Origin of the sequence: Sporosarcina pasadenensis (genome assembly GCF_047228845.1) — a bacterium.
In the GTDB taxonomy this organism is placed as follows: domain Bacteria; phylum Bacillota; class Bacilli; order Bacillales_A; family Planococcaceae; genus Sporosarcina.
Genome location: NZ_JBFEGM010000004.1, coordinates 79,119 through 92,447, shown reverse-complemented (window position 1 = coordinate 92,447; position 13,329 = coordinate 79,119). Strand labels below are relative to the sequence as shown.

At 41.1% G+C, this 13,329-nt stretch carries 17 protein-coding genes and 1 tRNA gene; 15 read left to right on the top strand and 3 right to left on the bottom strand.

Translation table 11 applies throughout. The annotated features are described in order from the left end of the window. Positions 1 to 11: 11 nt before the first annotated feature. From AB1K89_RS07370 to AB1K89_RS07335, 8 genes are all read left to right on the top strand, one after another. A complete protein-coding gene (locus AB1K89_RS07370) occupies positions 12 to 458 on the top strand; it encodes an acyl-CoA thioesterase (RefSeq protein WP_413054127.1) in 447 nt (148 codons plus the stop codon). An 87-nt stretch (positions 459 to 545) separates the two neighbouring features. Next, complete coding sequence (locus tag AB1K89_RS07365) at positions 546 to 758, top strand: helix-turn-helix domain-containing protein (protein ID WP_060204861.1); 213 nt, start codon at positions 546 to 548, stop codon at positions 756 to 758. 192 nt (positions 759 to 950) lie between these two features. Continuing rightward, complete coding sequence (locus tag AB1K89_RS07360) at positions 951 to 1,391, top strand: MarR family winged helix-turn-helix transcriptional regulator (RefSeq protein WP_252503206.1); 441 nt, start codon at positions 951 to 953, stop codon at positions 1,389 to 1,391. Continuing rightward, positions 1,388 to 2,212 carry a glutamate racemase gene (gene racE / locus AB1K89_RS07355; protein WP_413054126.1) on the top strand — a complete coding sequence of 275 codons (825 nt, stop codon included), beginning with the start codon at positions 1,388 to 1,390 and terminating at the stop codon, positions 2,210 to 2,212. Before AB1K89_RS07360 ends, racE begins: the two co-directional genes overlap by 4 nt. A 78-nt stretch (positions 2,213 to 2,290) precedes the next feature. Continuing rightward, complete coding sequence (gene rph / locus AB1K89_RS07350) at positions 2,291 to 3,046, top strand: ribonuclease PH (RefSeq protein WP_413054125.1); 756 nt, start codon at positions 2,291 to 2,293, stop codon at positions 3,044 to 3,046. After that, positions 3,043 to 3,654: an XTP/dITP diphosphatase gene (locus AB1K89_RS07345; RefSeq protein WP_413054124.1), complete on the top strand. Its 612-nt coding sequence runs from the start codon at positions 3,043 to 3,045 to the stop codon at positions 3,652 to 3,654. The genes rph and AB1K89_RS07345 overlap by 4 nt, the downstream gene beginning before the upstream one ends. Continuing rightward, the gene (locus AB1K89_RS07340; protein WP_413054123.1) at positions 3,651 to 4,151 is read left to right on the top strand and encodes a metallophosphoesterase; all 501 of its coding nucleotides are present in this window, start codon (positions 3,651 to 3,653) and stop codon (positions 4,149 to 4,151) included. Before AB1K89_RS07345 ends, AB1K89_RS07340 begins: the two co-directional genes overlap by 4 nt. Positions 4,152 to 4,222: 71 nt before the next feature. Continuing rightward, positions 4,223 to 4,296 (top strand) — tRNA-Arg (locus AB1K89_RS07335). A gap of 155 nt (positions 4,297 to 4,451) precedes the next feature. Here the strand turns inward: AB1K89_RS07335 and AB1K89_RS07330 are convergent. From AB1K89_RS07330 to AB1K89_RS07320, 3 genes are all read right to left on the bottom strand, one after another. Continuing rightward, entirely contained in the window at positions 4,452 to 5,555 is a 1,104-nt protein-coding gene (locus AB1K89_RS07330; protein WP_413054122.1) for a site-specific integrase, read from the bottom strand. Positions 5,556 to 5,582: 27 nt separating this feature from the next. Further along, positions 5,583 to 6,083, bottom strand: a complete 501-nt coding sequence (locus tag AB1K89_RS07325; protein WP_413054121.1) for an ImmA/IrrE family metallo-endopeptidase — start codon at positions 6,081 to 6,083, stop codon at positions 5,583 to 5,585. A 113-nt stretch (positions 6,084 to 6,196) separates the two neighbouring features. After that, entirely contained in the window at positions 6,197 to 6,565 is a 369-nt protein-coding gene (locus AB1K89_RS07320) for a helix-turn-helix domain-containing protein (protein ID WP_413054120.1), read from the bottom strand. A gap of 364 nt (positions 6,566 to 6,929) precedes the next feature. Here AB1K89_RS07320 and AB1K89_RS07315 point away from each other — a divergent pair, with 364 nt between their 5' ends. The 7 genes from AB1K89_RS07315 to AB1K89_RS07285 all read left to right on the top strand — a co-directional run bounded on the left by AB1K89_RS07315 (position 6,930) and on the right by AB1K89_RS07285 (position 13,326). Beyond that, positions 6,930 to 7,250, top strand: coding sequence for a DUF771 domain-containing protein (locus AB1K89_RS07315; protein WP_413054119.1), 321 nt, complete (start codon positions 6,930 to 6,932; stop codon positions 7,248 to 7,250). 48 nt (positions 7,251 to 7,298) lie between these two features. Continuing rightward, positions 7,299 to 8,228, top strand: coding sequence for a transcription termination/antitermination NusG family protein (locus AB1K89_RS07310; RefSeq protein WP_413054118.1), 930 nt, complete (start codon positions 7,299 to 7,301; stop codon positions 8,226 to 8,228). After that, positions 8,225 to 10,438: an SF1B family DNA helicase RecD2 gene (recD2, locus tag AB1K89_RS07305; protein WP_413054117.1), complete on the top strand. Its 2,214-nt coding sequence runs from the start codon at positions 8,225 to 8,227 to the stop codon at positions 10,436 to 10,438. Before AB1K89_RS07310 ends, recD2 begins: the two co-directional genes overlap by 4 nt. Positions 10,439 to 10,442: 4 nt before the next feature. Beyond that, positions 10,443 to 11,102, top strand: a complete 660-nt coding sequence (locus AB1K89_RS07300) for a helix-turn-helix domain-containing protein (protein WP_413054116.1) — start codon at positions 10,443 to 10,445, stop codon at positions 11,100 to 11,102. Between the two features lie 494 nt (positions 11,103 to 11,596). Further along, a complete protein-coding gene (locus AB1K89_RS07295; protein WP_413054115.1) occupies positions 11,597 to 11,881 on the top strand; it encodes a hypothetical protein in 285 nt (94 codons plus the stop codon). A gap of 154 nt (positions 11,882 to 12,035) precedes the next feature. Then, positions 12,036 to 12,569: a hypothetical protein gene (locus AB1K89_RS07290; protein WP_413054114.1), complete on the top strand. Its 534-nt coding sequence runs from the start codon at positions 12,036 to 12,038 to the stop codon at positions 12,567 to 12,569. Positions 12,570 to 12,864: 295 nt separating this feature from the next. Continuing rightward, positions 12,865 to 13,326, top strand: a complete 462-nt coding sequence (locus AB1K89_RS07285) for a metal-dependent hydrolase (RefSeq protein ID WP_413054113.1) — start codon at positions 12,865 to 12,867, stop codon at positions 13,324 to 13,326. Positions 13,327 to 13,329 lie beyond the last annotated feature (3 nt).

Genomic DNA, 13,329 nt, shown 5'->3' with positions numbered 1-13,329 from the left:
AGGGAGTGGGAATGTTGAGGATTGCATATATTGATAACATGGAGAAGTGGATGGAAGAGTTCACGTTTTCCGTACCTGTGTCCGTTAGGTTTTCAGAAACGGACATGTACGGCCATTTAAACAATACTGTCACCTTCGCATATTTTGAATATGCACGGATTGAATACTTAAAGCACGTCGGCCATATGGAAGAGTGGCTTGACCCCAATGGAACGACAATACCAGTCGTTGCTGATCTGCAATGCGACTATATGAAGCAAGTATTCTTTGACGAACAGTTGTCGATATTTGTCAAAGCAGAATCTGTCGGAAACAGCTCCGTCGACATTCATTATATGGCAAAAAATGCGAAGAACGAAATAGTGTTTACGGGAAGAGGAACGATTGTCCAAATCGATAGGACAACAGGCAAATCGGTTCCATGGAAAAGTAATCAAAAATCCGGGTTTTCCTTTTAAAATGATGAACGAGCCGGCACAGCCTAAACCATCTTCACATATTGTAAAGTGAACGTGGATAGGAGGGGGCGCGTCTTGACAGGAGAAATGAAAAACCGTTCTTTGCTTACAGCAAGGGAGCGAGAAATCTTTCATCTATTAGTGGATGATCATACGACGAAAGAAATCGCAGGACGGCTCGGCATTAGCGAAAAAACCGTCCGGAATCATATTTCGAATACCATTCAGAAATTAGGAGTATCCGGAAGGGCACAAGCGATTGTCGAATTGTTGCGATTAGGGGAACTGAAACTGAATTAAGCAAATCTATTGTCGTTCCTTAATTATAAGGCTCAAATGAACCGTCATTTACATGTGTATGCTCAGTTCCCTGAAAAAACTTCCAATACTTATAAACCTTTTAAAACTGTTGCGTTCTATGGCGAAAAAGGTGACAATAAGTAAACAGTATTTGTTTTCAGGGAGCTGGTATATGTGGCGGAACATAACGCAATGAGTCTTGACGGCGCCGAGAACATTGCTCGGATGGAAAAGGAACTTCGATATATATCTGGGATCATAAAGCAGCAAGGCCGAAAAATATTAAGTAATTATACGATCACACCTCCTCAATTCATTGCATTGCAATGGTTGTTCGAGCATGGGGACATGACGATCGGCGACTTGTCGAATAAAATGTATCTGGCGTTCAGCACGACGACGGATCTTGTCGATCGCATGGAAAACAACAAGCTCGTGAAGAGGGTGCGGGATGAGCAGGACCGTCGTGTCGTGCGCATCCATTTATTGGGTGAGGGTGAACGTATTATCGAAGAAGTAATCGACAAACGACGGAAATATTTGAATGCAGTTCTCGAGGATTTTTCAGAGGTGGAAATAAACGAGTTTTCCCGATTGTTGACAAAACTGCACAAAGAGATGATCAAGGATTGAAGATCCCGAAAAATGCACCAATCGGAGTCATTGATTCCGGTGTAGGCGGATTGACCGTCGCAAAAGAAATATTACATTTTTTACCCGATGAAACAATTATATATATAGGCGATGATGCGCGTTGTCCATACGGGCCACGTTCAGTAGAAGAAGTGAAGGAATTTACGATGGAAATGGCTACTGCTCTTGCCAAAATGGGTGTTAAAATGCTGGTGGTCGCTTGCAATACCGCGACAGCCGTGACGCTAGATATGTTGCGAGCTAGGTTCCCTTTCCCTGTGTTAGGAGTAATCGAGCCGGGGGCAAGGGCCGCCGCACTCGCATCATCTACCGGGAAAATTGCGGTGTTAGGGACAGTCGGCACAATTAAAAGCAAGGCGTATGAGAATGCTATCTCCGCTATTTCGGAAGAGGTGGATATTATTCCTCTTGCCTGTCCTGAGTTTGTGCCTCTTGTTGAAAGCGGCCAATACAAACAAATGGACATTCGACCGATAATAAAACGGTCATTGCAGCCGATAGCACATTTGGAATTTGACACAGCCATTTTAGGCTGCACACATTATCCACTTCTACATGATCCTATTAAAGAACAATTACCGGTTGGTGTGAAAATCGTATCGTCTGCGTACGAGACGGTGCGGGATGTGGAGAGTACTTTATCCGGCCTTGACCTTGCAAACATCTCCGGTAATCGAAATGAGCCGATATTTTACACGACCGGACAATTGGATGGCTTTACATCGATCGCAATCGATTGGCTCGGTATTGAAAACCCTGATGTCAGGCATATTGTTCTAAGTAACCCCGGATGCCAATAAAGGCAACCGGGGTTTTGCTATGCCGAAAATGAGTATGGTAAGATGGATGCTGAATTCGAATAGTGGAGGTTGTCCAATATGAGGCATGATGGAAGAACTGCAGATATGGGAAGGCTGGTTACAATTGATACGGATTATTTAATCCATCCTGAAGGATCGGTGCTAATTTCTGTCGGAAATACGAAGGTAATTTGCACGGCATCCATAGAGGAAAGAGTTCCACCGTTTCTAAGAGGAAGTGGACAAGGCTGGGTGACCGCTGAGTATTCAATGCTCCCGCGAGCGACTGGTCAGCGGACTCAACGGGAATCGTCACGTGGAAAAGTTGGCGGAAGAACGATGGAAATCCAGCGTTTGATCGGCCGCGCGATGCGAGCGGTAATAGACCTTCGTGCACTTGGAGAACGGACAATCTGGATTGACTGCGACGTTATTCAGGCAGACGGGGGGACACGAACAGCTTCCATTACAGGGGCGTTTGTCGCTATGAGCATGGCGGTCTCCAAGTTAGTGAAAGAGAAAGGATTAACCCAATTTCCGATCCGTGACTATTTGGCCGCTACAAGTGTAGGGAAGACAGCGGAAGGCATCTTGCTGCTTGATCTCGATTATCCAGAAGACTCGACGGCAGCTGTCGATATGAACGTCGTCATGACGGGGGCGGGGGAATTTGTTGAATTACAAGGGACTGGCGAGGAAGCGACATTCACGAGACAGGAAATGAATGATCTCGTCGAGCTTGCAGAAGCGGGCATCCAACGACTGATCAGTATCCAAAAAGATGTGCTTGGTGAAATTGGTACGCTTATTGGCGGAAAGGATGAAGAACGGTGAAGAAGATATTGATTGCCACGAACAATAAAGGGAAGGCAAAGGATTTTGAAACGCTTTTCAGTCCTTACGGCTTCAAAGTGCAGACTTTGAATGACTTGGAACAGGATATCGATGTAGAAGAGACGGGTGTTACTTTCGAAGAAAATGCTATTTTGAAGGCCGAAACGGTTTCTAAACTTCTGGGAATCATGGTCATTGCAGATGATAGCGGTCTGGAAATCGATAAGCTGCAAGGGGCTCCAGGCGTCTATTCTGCGCGTTATGCGGGCGAGCCGAAGAATGACGAGGCGAATATCGACAAGGTGCTCTCAAAGCTTCAGGGAGTACCTGAGGAGGAACGTACGGCACGTTTCCGTTGCGTACTCGCCGTAGCAGGACCTGATAGGGAGACAGTCACGTTTTCAGGAAGCTGCGATGGAGTGATTTTAGAAGAGAGAAGAGGTTCGAACGGCTTCGGTTATGACCCGATTTTCTATTCTGTTGAAAAGGGAAGTTCGATGGCTGAGTTGTCACCGGAAGAAAAAGGTGAAATTTCACATCGGGGTGCGGCACTTCGCCAGTTGAAGGAACATTTGCCACAGTTGCTCGATTTAGGAGATGGGCAATGAAGATCGTTGTAATGAGCGATTCGCATGGCGATAAGGAAACGGTGAAGGCCGTTTCCGCGTTGCAGGCGGATGCACTTTTCCATTGCGGGGATAGTGAATTGTCATGGGACGATCCGGTAATACAAAACATCCATATTGTGAAGGGTAATTGTGATAGGGATGATCGTTTTCCGGATTCGGTCATCATTCAATTGGGCGGCAAAATAATATGGATGGTGCATGGGCATGAGCATGATTGCAAACGGACAATGCTACCATTGTATTATGGGGCTCAGGAAATCGGGGCCAACATCGTCTTGTTTGGTCATTCCCATTCGTATGCAGCTGAACTGAGGGAGGGGATATTATTCGTCAATCCGGGAAGCACATTGCTTCCGAGGGAAGGTAAGCAGCCGACTTTCGCCGAAATAGAATGGGACGACGGATACCGAATTCACTTCAAAAACATGGACATGGAACCTGTTATTACAGCGGAAATGAAAAATATCGCAAATTAGTGTTGACTTTTCCAGCGGGCCTGCCTATAATAAAACTTGTCGTTAGGCAATCAACAGTTGCCAAACAACATGTCTCAGTAGCTCAGTTGGATAGAGCAACAGCCTTCTAAGCTGTGGGTCGGGGGTTCGAATCCCTCCTGGGACGTTTTTGAGTTAAAGTTAAACACGTTAAGAAAAAGCAAGATGGCCGTAAACGTTGATTTAACAGCGTTTACGGCCGTTCTTCATTTTGGGGGTATACGTTTAAAAACGATTAGAATTAAACGAACACAACACAAATGCAACACATTATAAGCACAATCAAGCATGCATCGAAGTCATTATGCTTACCGATTTCTCCTCTTCCTCTTTCCGCATCTCTTTTAACACATGCGTATAATACTTCAATGTGGTCTCTATATCCTTATGACCTGCTCTTTCCGAAATAAACTGTATTGATACCCCTTTGTATAACAGAACTGAAATATGCGTATGCCGTAGCCCGTGAATGGATATGGGTTGAATCCCTAACTTTTTTAAAGTGTTGCGGAGCAGTTTGTTTGTTGCTTCATTCGTTAAAGTACCTTTGATCGATTGGGGGTTGAAGAATACGGTTTCGTAAATATTTGATGGTAATTTGGAAAACAGGTCTTTGAATAGAGCCATTGTTACTTCATCGATAGCAACGTCCCTTTTAGACTGAAGGTTTTTTAGGGAGGTGAATCCAGTCCCTTCTTTATAGTCCCAAGCCTGTCTAACTTTTATAATGTTATTCTTAAAATCGAAATCACTTCTTTTCAATCCACATAATTCTCCGAACCTCAAACCCGACACTATTGCCAGCAATAATAAATAATACCCCAAACTTCTATCTAACCGATTTTTCAATTCGGCAATCAACGCTACACTTTCTTCATAATTCAAGTGACGCTCTTCAGGCCTCTTAGAAACGACGCTGCTGTTGAATTCCACTCCACGGGTAAAGTCTACCCGGATTCTTCCCTCGTCGACTGCATCCTTCACACAGGCCCTAATATGCATGTTTAATTTCCTGATCGTTTCATATGATCGTGTTTTCCCATACTCATTCAAAAATCGTTGATATTTTCGTTTTGTCATGTCTTGTAGTGTTGTCCTGCCAAAAGATTCTTTTATGTTTTTATACGTATTTAGGTAGCGCTCATATGTGACTTTTTCTTTCGGTGACTTTAAATCCTTTACCCACTCATAGAAATAGTCAGCAAAGACGTCTTTTGATAAAACAGGGGATATACCTCGTGCCAATTCGCCCTCAATTATATCAGCCGCTACTTTCGCCTCTCCTTTTGTACGAAACCCTCCTTTTCGAATAGGATCATATTTTCCTTCAGTGTATCGGCTGATGGTGTATTGCCATGTCTTTCCCCTCTGTTGAAATGTAGCCATAAAAAATTACCTCTTTTCTATATTAAATTACGAACTGTATAGAAGAGCCTTTCTGTTTAGTAACCATTTGTCCAATCGTTCAGCTGCAAAATTTAATTCCACGTTAAAAGTATTCGCAATGAGCCAGACAGCCTCACACCGTAGTTGTGGCAGATCTAATTCATTCAACATAAATGTGGGTATGCAAAAATGGTGAGCAAATTGTATTGCCTGCCATTCTTGATAATTGCGAAAGGGTTCAAACATGAATTTCTGATGCCCTTCATGTATAAGAATGTGTCCTAGTTCATGAGCGAAATCCTGCCAAATCTTTTGTGAGGTTTGATTTTCATTTAAAAAGATCCGATACTTTCCCCCTAAATTGTTTGCCTCGCTTGCCTCATCAAAGTAATAAGTGCTTATATCAAACTTCTCGGAAATCATAGCAATCAATTCATCGCAATTAAATGAATCTGGATCTGTTACAGCGAGTGAATGATATATTGATAAAACCATATCTTCTAAGAGACTAAAATTTGCAATCCTCAAATTTACACATCTCCTTACAACGTTAAACGAATGTATGTTCGCTTTTAAATTATAATGATACCCTATCTAAAAATAAAAGATAGGGTAATTTAATCATATTTTTAAAATACGTTTCATTTGTCCTTATTTTTAATGAGTTCCCACATTTTTCTCAACTTCCTTAAGTCTTCCTCATCAGAATTAGGTAGTTCCAAATACCATCTTTTGAGGTCAGGGTCTTTTATAACACTTTCAAACTCCTGGTCATCCTGGTCATCATCAGCTGGATTAGGACTGTCAGAAAGGCCGTAAAGAAAGTCAGTTGAAACGTTATAGAGTGTAGCAATTTCCTTAATCATGTTACGATCTGGATGTCTTGTGCCGTATTCCCAACTGGCATAGGTAGATACAGTTTTAATACCTAGTCTTCTTGCCGCCTCAGTTTTGGTCCATTTTCTTTCTTTCCTAAGTGCTTCTAATTTCTCGGAAAGTTTTTTAGCCATATTAAACACCATCTCATGATCATTTTCTATATTCTATCATAGTTTTCCTGATTCTTATAGCATTTTTACCCGGGAAGAGTAACATTTATCTACTAAAATACTCATAATGAGTAACGAAATATGTTTATTACTCGAAAAGAGTAACGAATTATTTGACTTACGCGAAATGAGTAAGTATAGTAATCTGTAAGGTTACTCAAAAAGAGTAGAAAGTAGCTCTTAATTCTTGTTTCTTTAATTTTGAGTTACTAAACGACTCATTTGGTAAATTTTTTTACACTTTAGTTACGCATAATGAGTAACTGTTATTTATCTCAATGTATACATTACCTACAAAATCTACTATTCAAGGAGGCAAGAACTGATGGAACAGCAGCTGGAAGTGAATCTTACAATTCCTATACCAAATGACAAAGTCTTAATCCGGAAGGTGGAACTTGAAGAATTGAGGAGCCGCGAGTTGGTGGGGGTCTACTGGAGCATGAAGGATCTTGAAAAAAGGACAGGCAAGAAAAGTGAATGGCTTAAAGAAAATATCCTATTTAGACCAGTGTTTAAAAAAGAACTCGACAGTCAGAACGGTGGATTTGTCTATTATCCAAAAGGCAAAGGACAGACTTGGTCATTTCAAGCATCAAAGATGGCGATTTTCCTGGACAGAAATTTTCATCTCGTTTTTCGATAACAGTTGCATTCCAGTTCTGATATATAACTTTTGAAAGGATGAAGAGAGATGGCATACTTTGTAGTCCAAGTGCGTTCCGGCAAAGAGATCGAAGTAAAAGAAATGTTGAAAGCGGTCTTGTTGAGGACAGGTGAATCTATGGTCAAAGCAATATATGCAATGGAAACATTCACTGAAATCGTTCGAAATGAACATGACATGATTGATCTATCTGCATTAAAAACCGAAGACATTTCGGATCATTTATATATGAAACGGATTCAGGCCGGTTTAAGTAACCTCCGTGCAGCTTGTGACAATCTCAAAGTATATGAAGATGCCAACTCGCTTAAATTGCTCAACAGTTATAAGGAGAACATCCGGGAACTATCGACTGAGTTACGGGAAGCTCGTAAAGGTGCAAGGAAAATCAGTAGCGTTTTAAGTGGGTACATTTTAGTTGAATTGAATGTTAACTTTCATTATTTCCCGGATAATCTTTGGCATCTAGTTAAATCGATTCCGAATGTAGCTGGGATTCCAAGTAAGTATAATATCCCTCAAGAAGAAGTGGATGCTTTCTTTACTCAGGTTGATGTTAGCCCAGAAGTGGAAATGCAGCTAGATGAACTACTCTCCCATGAGGAAATCCAAGATACGAAAAAAGAAATGCTTCATGAAGCGAACACGGTTATAGGGACTGAAGAAGAAGGTGAGTTGCTTGAAAGTATTGATTCACTTGAAACTACGCTGAGTGAATCTTTAAATGAGATGAAAGCGACAGTCGAGACTTCCAGTCCACTTAGGAGTCTGGTAGAGCGTTGCAAAGCGTTGGTTCGTCGAAAACGTCAATCAGTTATCTTGCCGCGCACCTTGTTTCTGAGCCTATACAATGAAATTGAAATACAGAACCTCTATCCAGCCACAAATGCCGATGATTTTCTCCATCGGTTAAAGGATTGGATCTTCCGGCATAGTAACGAGGTGAGAATGGAATGAACGTCTATATTGGGAAAGTCTCTAAAGTGCTGTATCGAAATGAAGAGTTTTTAATCGCTAAATTAAAGACCGAAGAAGAGGAATTCATTGTTAAAGGAAATATCTATGGGGTGGATAAAGGTGAGGAAATCCAAGTGCAAGGTACTTGGGAGATGCATCCGAAATTCGGCAAACAACTTGCTGTAGCTTTTTGGGAAAGGCCAATCCCGCAAACGAAAGACCAGATTATCGCATTCCTTTCCTCTCCACTTGTAAAGGGGTGCGGAGCCAAACAAGCGGCACTCATTGTTGAGAAGTTGGGCGAAGAAGCGTTACCCATCATTTCTCAACAAGGAGAACAAAGTTTACAGGGCATCAAAGGGATAGGAAAGAAGAGGGCCAATCAAATTGTTGAAAGTATCAGGTCCACATTTGAAGTCCAAAGAATTCTTGCGGAGTTGCTTGGCTATGGGATAACGGCAAATATGGCTATGCGCTTGTATAGGGAATATGAATCCAATACGGTTGCCATAATTACCGAAAATCCATATAAGCTCACAGAGTTGAATCTGATAGGATTTCTAAAGGCTGATGAAATTGCTCGCAAGATGGGGATTTCCCCTTTGTCTGGATTTCGAATTGATGCTTGTGTAAATTATATCCTGAAGGAAACGTGTTTTAGTTCCGGTCATTGTTTCGTTCCGGAAGACGAGTTATTCACGGAAGCGGAACGAGCCTTAAACCATAATGCCTTAGATGCTGATAAGGTTTCTATGGATGAATTGACTCAAAGTATCTATCGCTTAGAAGAAAAACACATCGTAATTGAAGATGGGTGTGTTTATCCAAAGTTTTTATTCACATATGAAGACAGATTAGCCCGGAAACTTTCAGAAATGAAGGGTTCTCGGGGTGGCGAAGCATTGCCTTCGCTCGAAAAGCAGATAATGAAGTATCAGAGGAAACAAGGAATCATCCTGGCTGAAAAGCAACGAGTAGCAGTTAGGCGCTTATTCGAGGAACAGATTCTAATACTCACCGGTGGACCTGGAACTGGGAAAACAACTGTTATTCGTGCCATGTTGGATATGTATAAAGATATGTTTCCCCAAAAAAATGTCTGCTTGGCAGCCCCCACCGGTAAAGCAAGTCGTCAACTGTCTGAAGTGGCAGGGTGTGAAGCTTCGACAATTCATCGATTAATTGGATTCCAGCAAGGAGAGATTCCCCTATACAATTGGGAAGACAAGCTGCCTTGCGATTTCTTGATCGTTGATGAGATGTCGATGGTTGATGTTCAGTTGGCCAGTTTGTTGCTGGATGCACTTGAGCGCGACACGAAGATTCTCTTTGTTGGTGATATTGATCAACTGCCTTCCGTAAGCCCAGGTAATGTTCTCAGCGATATGATTAAGGCTGGTCTCCCTACAGTCAGCCTGACAGAAGTATTCAGGCAAGCTGAAGAAAGTCAGATTATCAGCAACGCCCATAGAGTCAATAAAGGGAAATCACTTCTTATCGATCAAGATAAAGGTGATTTTTATTTTATCAAACAAGAAGACCCGAAGCGGATAGCTAAACTGATTGTCAGAAGTGCTCTCCGTTTTCAAGAGTTGGGGCACCCCTTGTCCGATATCTTAATTTTAAGCCCGATGAAAAAAGGTCCCGTCGGCACAGTCACGTTGAATGAACAGCTTCGGGAAGCCTTAAATCCTGCTGATCAAACGAAAAGTGAATGGAAAGTCGGCAAAAGGCTTTTCCGTCAAGGTGATAAAGTAATCCAGATTAAGAACAATAAAACAAAAGGCGTTTTCAATGGAGATATTGGGGTCATCCTCCAAATTTCAAGTAAGGTGAATCAAGATAACGAAACAGTGGAAGTGATGACTTGCGATTTTTCTGGATTAACAGTGACATACGAAAAAACGGATACAAAAGAATTGGAGCTTGGCTATGCCATTACCATCCACAAGTCACAAGGGGGTGAAGCACCGATTGTCATTATCCCCGCTACTACCAGCCATTATGTCATGCTTGCTCGCAATCTTATGTATACAGGAATGACAAGGGCAAAGGAGAAGATTGTTCTAATCGGCACACTGAAGGCCATGAATATGGCTATCCAGAATAACAAATTGGCTGAAAGAAATAGCGGGTTGGCACACCGGATTAGGGCATATATGGATTACAATAATCGATTTGCAAATGAAGCAAGCACAGGTAGGCGGTGAATGTATGAATTTGAAGGAGCATCTAGAGTCAGCGGAAAAGAAAGCTAGATTGCGTGATAGTAAGTCAGTCGTTGATTTATTGAGTGTAGCCAATGAGGAACGTAAAGCGAATGAGCAGGGGTACGGCCTCTATAAACTGGAACAGAAGAACAAGGCGACCTTTGTGCAGGGAATCAAAGATAACCTAGATGTGCTAGTCAGGAATGAATACCTGACGAATGCAGAGCTAGGTTTTTTATTTTCACTGTCGCCATTAGTTGAGTTTCATTCGAATGCAGTCACGGATCAAGAGACTGGACAATTTATGACTGTATCAGATTTAGCAATTTATTTGAACAGGAGCAGGGAGAGTTGTAGCCGAGTATTAAGCAAGTTAATCGAAAAAGGGGTGGTTTATGAATTTGTGGACGCCCAGGAAATTAAAGAGTTTAACCGGAATGTTTCACGAAGACCTTTGTTCATGAATCCTGAAATTATCTATGCAGGTGACCGAAACAAGGTGGATGCAACTTTATCCAAACTGATTACCACCTTTGATCGATTGGAAAGGAAGAAAGTATTGCTGCCGTGGAAATTATGGATTAACCAGAACGAAGAACACGGGAAACTGTATAAAAGGAAAACCTTTTTGGAGTTCAAAAAGAAGCAAAAAACCGGTAAATGACCTTTTAGGGTGTGACATATTTATCACACCCCTTGACTTTTTGAAATGAAGGGGAATTTCTCGGAAGTGGGTGTGACAATTAAATCACACCCCTGTGACTTTTCTGTCACACCCTAAAACGGCAACAAACGTTGTCATAAAGGGATTCTTGGCCGTTTTTCCAATGGTGTCCTATCTCACTCTTATATATAGGGCTACACTTCGGAAATGCACTCATCAAATGCAGGTTAATATCATCGAAGCAAAGGCGGGTGGATAAAGAAAAAATGACACTCACCATAACAGGTTCGGTTGTTGGGGTAACCCATGAATTAGCACATTAATCGAATACAAATTGAAGCGACCGAATAAATTTGCAGTGTTGTATTTGGAGACTTATGGTAAAGTAAATTTAAATGTTGCGAAGGTTCTCACTTAAACTAACGGAGCAGGTTAGTTGAAGAAGGGAGTATTTGGATTGACGTAGAATTATAATTGAAAAAAGGGGGGGTAATATGAATAGAAATACAAGTGTAATTATGGGTTTAATCTTCATTTTGACAAGTGGATTGATTTTTACAATCGAACGGTTAAGTTCCTATATTTATTGGTTTGCACAAAAAACCAATTCGAGTTCGTATCCTACTGTTCCTGAACCATTGTATTTTGGGAACATATTCACGTGGTTATTTTTGTTAATTGGAATTGTATTGTTATTTATTACTTTTAAGAAAGAGATTTATAATTATTTAAATCTCGGGAACGTTGAACCAGAAGAAAAAGAACGTCCAGTTGATTGAATTTATTTAACTAACGGGTGCTTTACTTGAAGAAGGAGTAAAGCTTTTTTCTTATTGAACTAACGGGGCAGTTTAGTTTAACAAGCAATGTCAATTTGATGATTTTAGCGAATCTGGGAAGACTACACCTAAAGATAATTTGAGGTGATTAAAAATGACCAGAACTATTCCGCTATTGTTGATTTCATTTTGTTTGTTTTTTTTCTTGACCATATATGCAACTGCAAACGATAAACCCAGTTCTTATGAAGAAATTTATTCTGAAGGAGGTTACAAAACTGTGGAAGCTGCGTTGGACGATTTTGAACAGCATTTCAAACAAAAACTTAAGCTTCCGCTTAGAGTACCACCAATAAGCTTTACCCATCATTTTGGCAGGTTTAATGATTTAGATGGCGACATTAATGACTCATTTGAAGTGATGTTTATAAATGATCAAATATCTGAAAATCATTATAAAATTAATGTTCGACCGATAAAGAATAATATTCCTATAAGGGAGAAGTACGTGGTAAAAACCTTTGAATTAAAAAATGGGGTTATAGCCACTTATATGACTATTTCAGGATTTAATGTGCTTGTTTTCGAGATAGATGATTGGCAATATATGTTAAGTATTGATAAACGAGTATCAGATAAAGTTACACCTGAAACCTTGTTAGATATAGCCAATTCAATTGATTATTGATTCAAATTGAAAGTTTTGTTATTCAACTAACGGTTGCTTAAGTTGAAGAATCGGCTGCCTTTACATGGCAGCTTTTTCTTATTGAGTACTGGAATATTTCAGCGTCAGGCTGCCTAATCAGAAGATACAAAAAACAATCTGAAACATGGGCTGGAAAAAGGATGGTGTAGCGATGTATTGTTCGCTCTCCTTCAATTTTTCAGCCCATGTTTTCCTTTGTTAGGAAAAAGGATAGGTGAGAACGGAGATGGAAGGGACATGGAGGCTGATGAATTAAAAGGTGAGGTGTTGCCTGGTGGAGTGGTCCACTCACGCTATTTCGGGAATGGTAGCAGGATATACGGTGACAGGGGGTGATTGGAAAGGGGCTGCTGTTGGAGCTGTTGCAGGAGTCATTCCAGATCTTGATGAACCGAAATCAAAGTTTGGGAAGCTGTTTTTCTTTGTATCCCTTCCAATCCATTCATTGTTTGGTCATCGTACCTTTACTCATTCGCTTCTATTTGCTTTCGTTGTCGGCATACTGGTTTATCCATTTGCCGAGTGGTGGGTGACATATGCATGTATTGGTGGCATCCTGGCTCACATTACAGGAGACATGCTGACCGGAAAAGTGAAGCTGTTCTATCCCTCCAGTAAATACGTGGGCATTTCAATACCGTCTTTGAGTTTTACATTAATTGATAGAATCGCAAGGCTATCACTCATTATTTATGTATGCTGGGTCATCGTAGCAAAGTTGAATATGAAATTCTAGGAG

What these genes read in the sequence shown, in the direction of transcription:
- AB1K89_RS07370 (WP_413054127.1), top strand. Translation starts at nt 12, where the DNA reads ATGTTGAGGATTGCATATATTGATAACATGGAGAAGTGGATGGAAGAG.
- AB1K89_RS07365 (WP_060204861.1), top strand. Translation starts at nt 546, where the DNA reads ATGAAAAACCGTTCTTTGCTTACAGCAAGGGAGCGAGAAATCTTTCAT.
- AB1K89_RS07360 (WP_252503206.1), top strand. Translation starts at nt 951, where the DNA reads ATGAGTCTTGACGGCGCCGAGAACATTGCTCGGATGGAAAAGGAACTT.
- rph (WP_413054125.1), top strand. Translation starts at nt 2,291, where the DNA reads ATGAGGCATGATGGAAGAACTGCAGATATGGGAAGGCTGGTTACAATT.
- AB1K89_RS07340 (WP_413054123.1), top strand. Translation starts at nt 3,651, where the DNA reads ATGAAGATCGTTGTAATGAGCGATTCGCATGGCGATAAGGAAACGGTG.
- AB1K89_RS07330 (WP_413054122.1), bottom strand. Translation starts at nt 5,555, where the DNA reads ATGGCTACATTTCAACAGAGGGGAAAGACATGGCAATACACCATCAGC.
- AB1K89_RS07320 (WP_413054120.1), bottom strand. Translation starts at nt 6,565, where the DNA reads ATGGCTAAAAAACTTTCCGAGAAATTAGAAGCACTTAGGAAAGAAAGA.
- AB1K89_RS07315 (WP_413054119.1), top strand. Translation starts at nt 6,930, where the DNA reads ATGGAACAGCAGCTGGAAGTGAATCTTACAATTCCTATACCAAATGAC.
- AB1K89_RS07310 (WP_413054118.1), top strand. Translation starts at nt 7,299, where the DNA reads ATGGCATACTTTGTAGTCCAAGTGCGTTCCGGCAAAGAGATCGAAGTA.
- recD2 (WP_413054117.1), top strand. Translation starts at nt 8,225, where the DNA reads ATGAACGTCTATATTGGGAAAGTCTCTAAAGTGCTGTATCGAAATGAA.
- AB1K89_RS07300 (WP_413054116.1), top strand. Translation starts at nt 10,443, where the DNA reads ATGAATTTGAAGGAGCATCTAGAGTCAGCGGAAAAGAAAGCTAGATTG.
- AB1K89_RS07295 (WP_413054115.1), top strand. Translation starts at nt 11,597, where the DNA reads ATGAATAGAAATACAAGTGTAATTATGGGTTTAATCTTCATTTTGACA.
- AB1K89_RS07290 (WP_413054114.1), top strand. Translation starts at nt 12,036, where the DNA reads ATGACCAGAACTATTCCGCTATTGTTGATTTCATTTTGTTTGTTTTTT.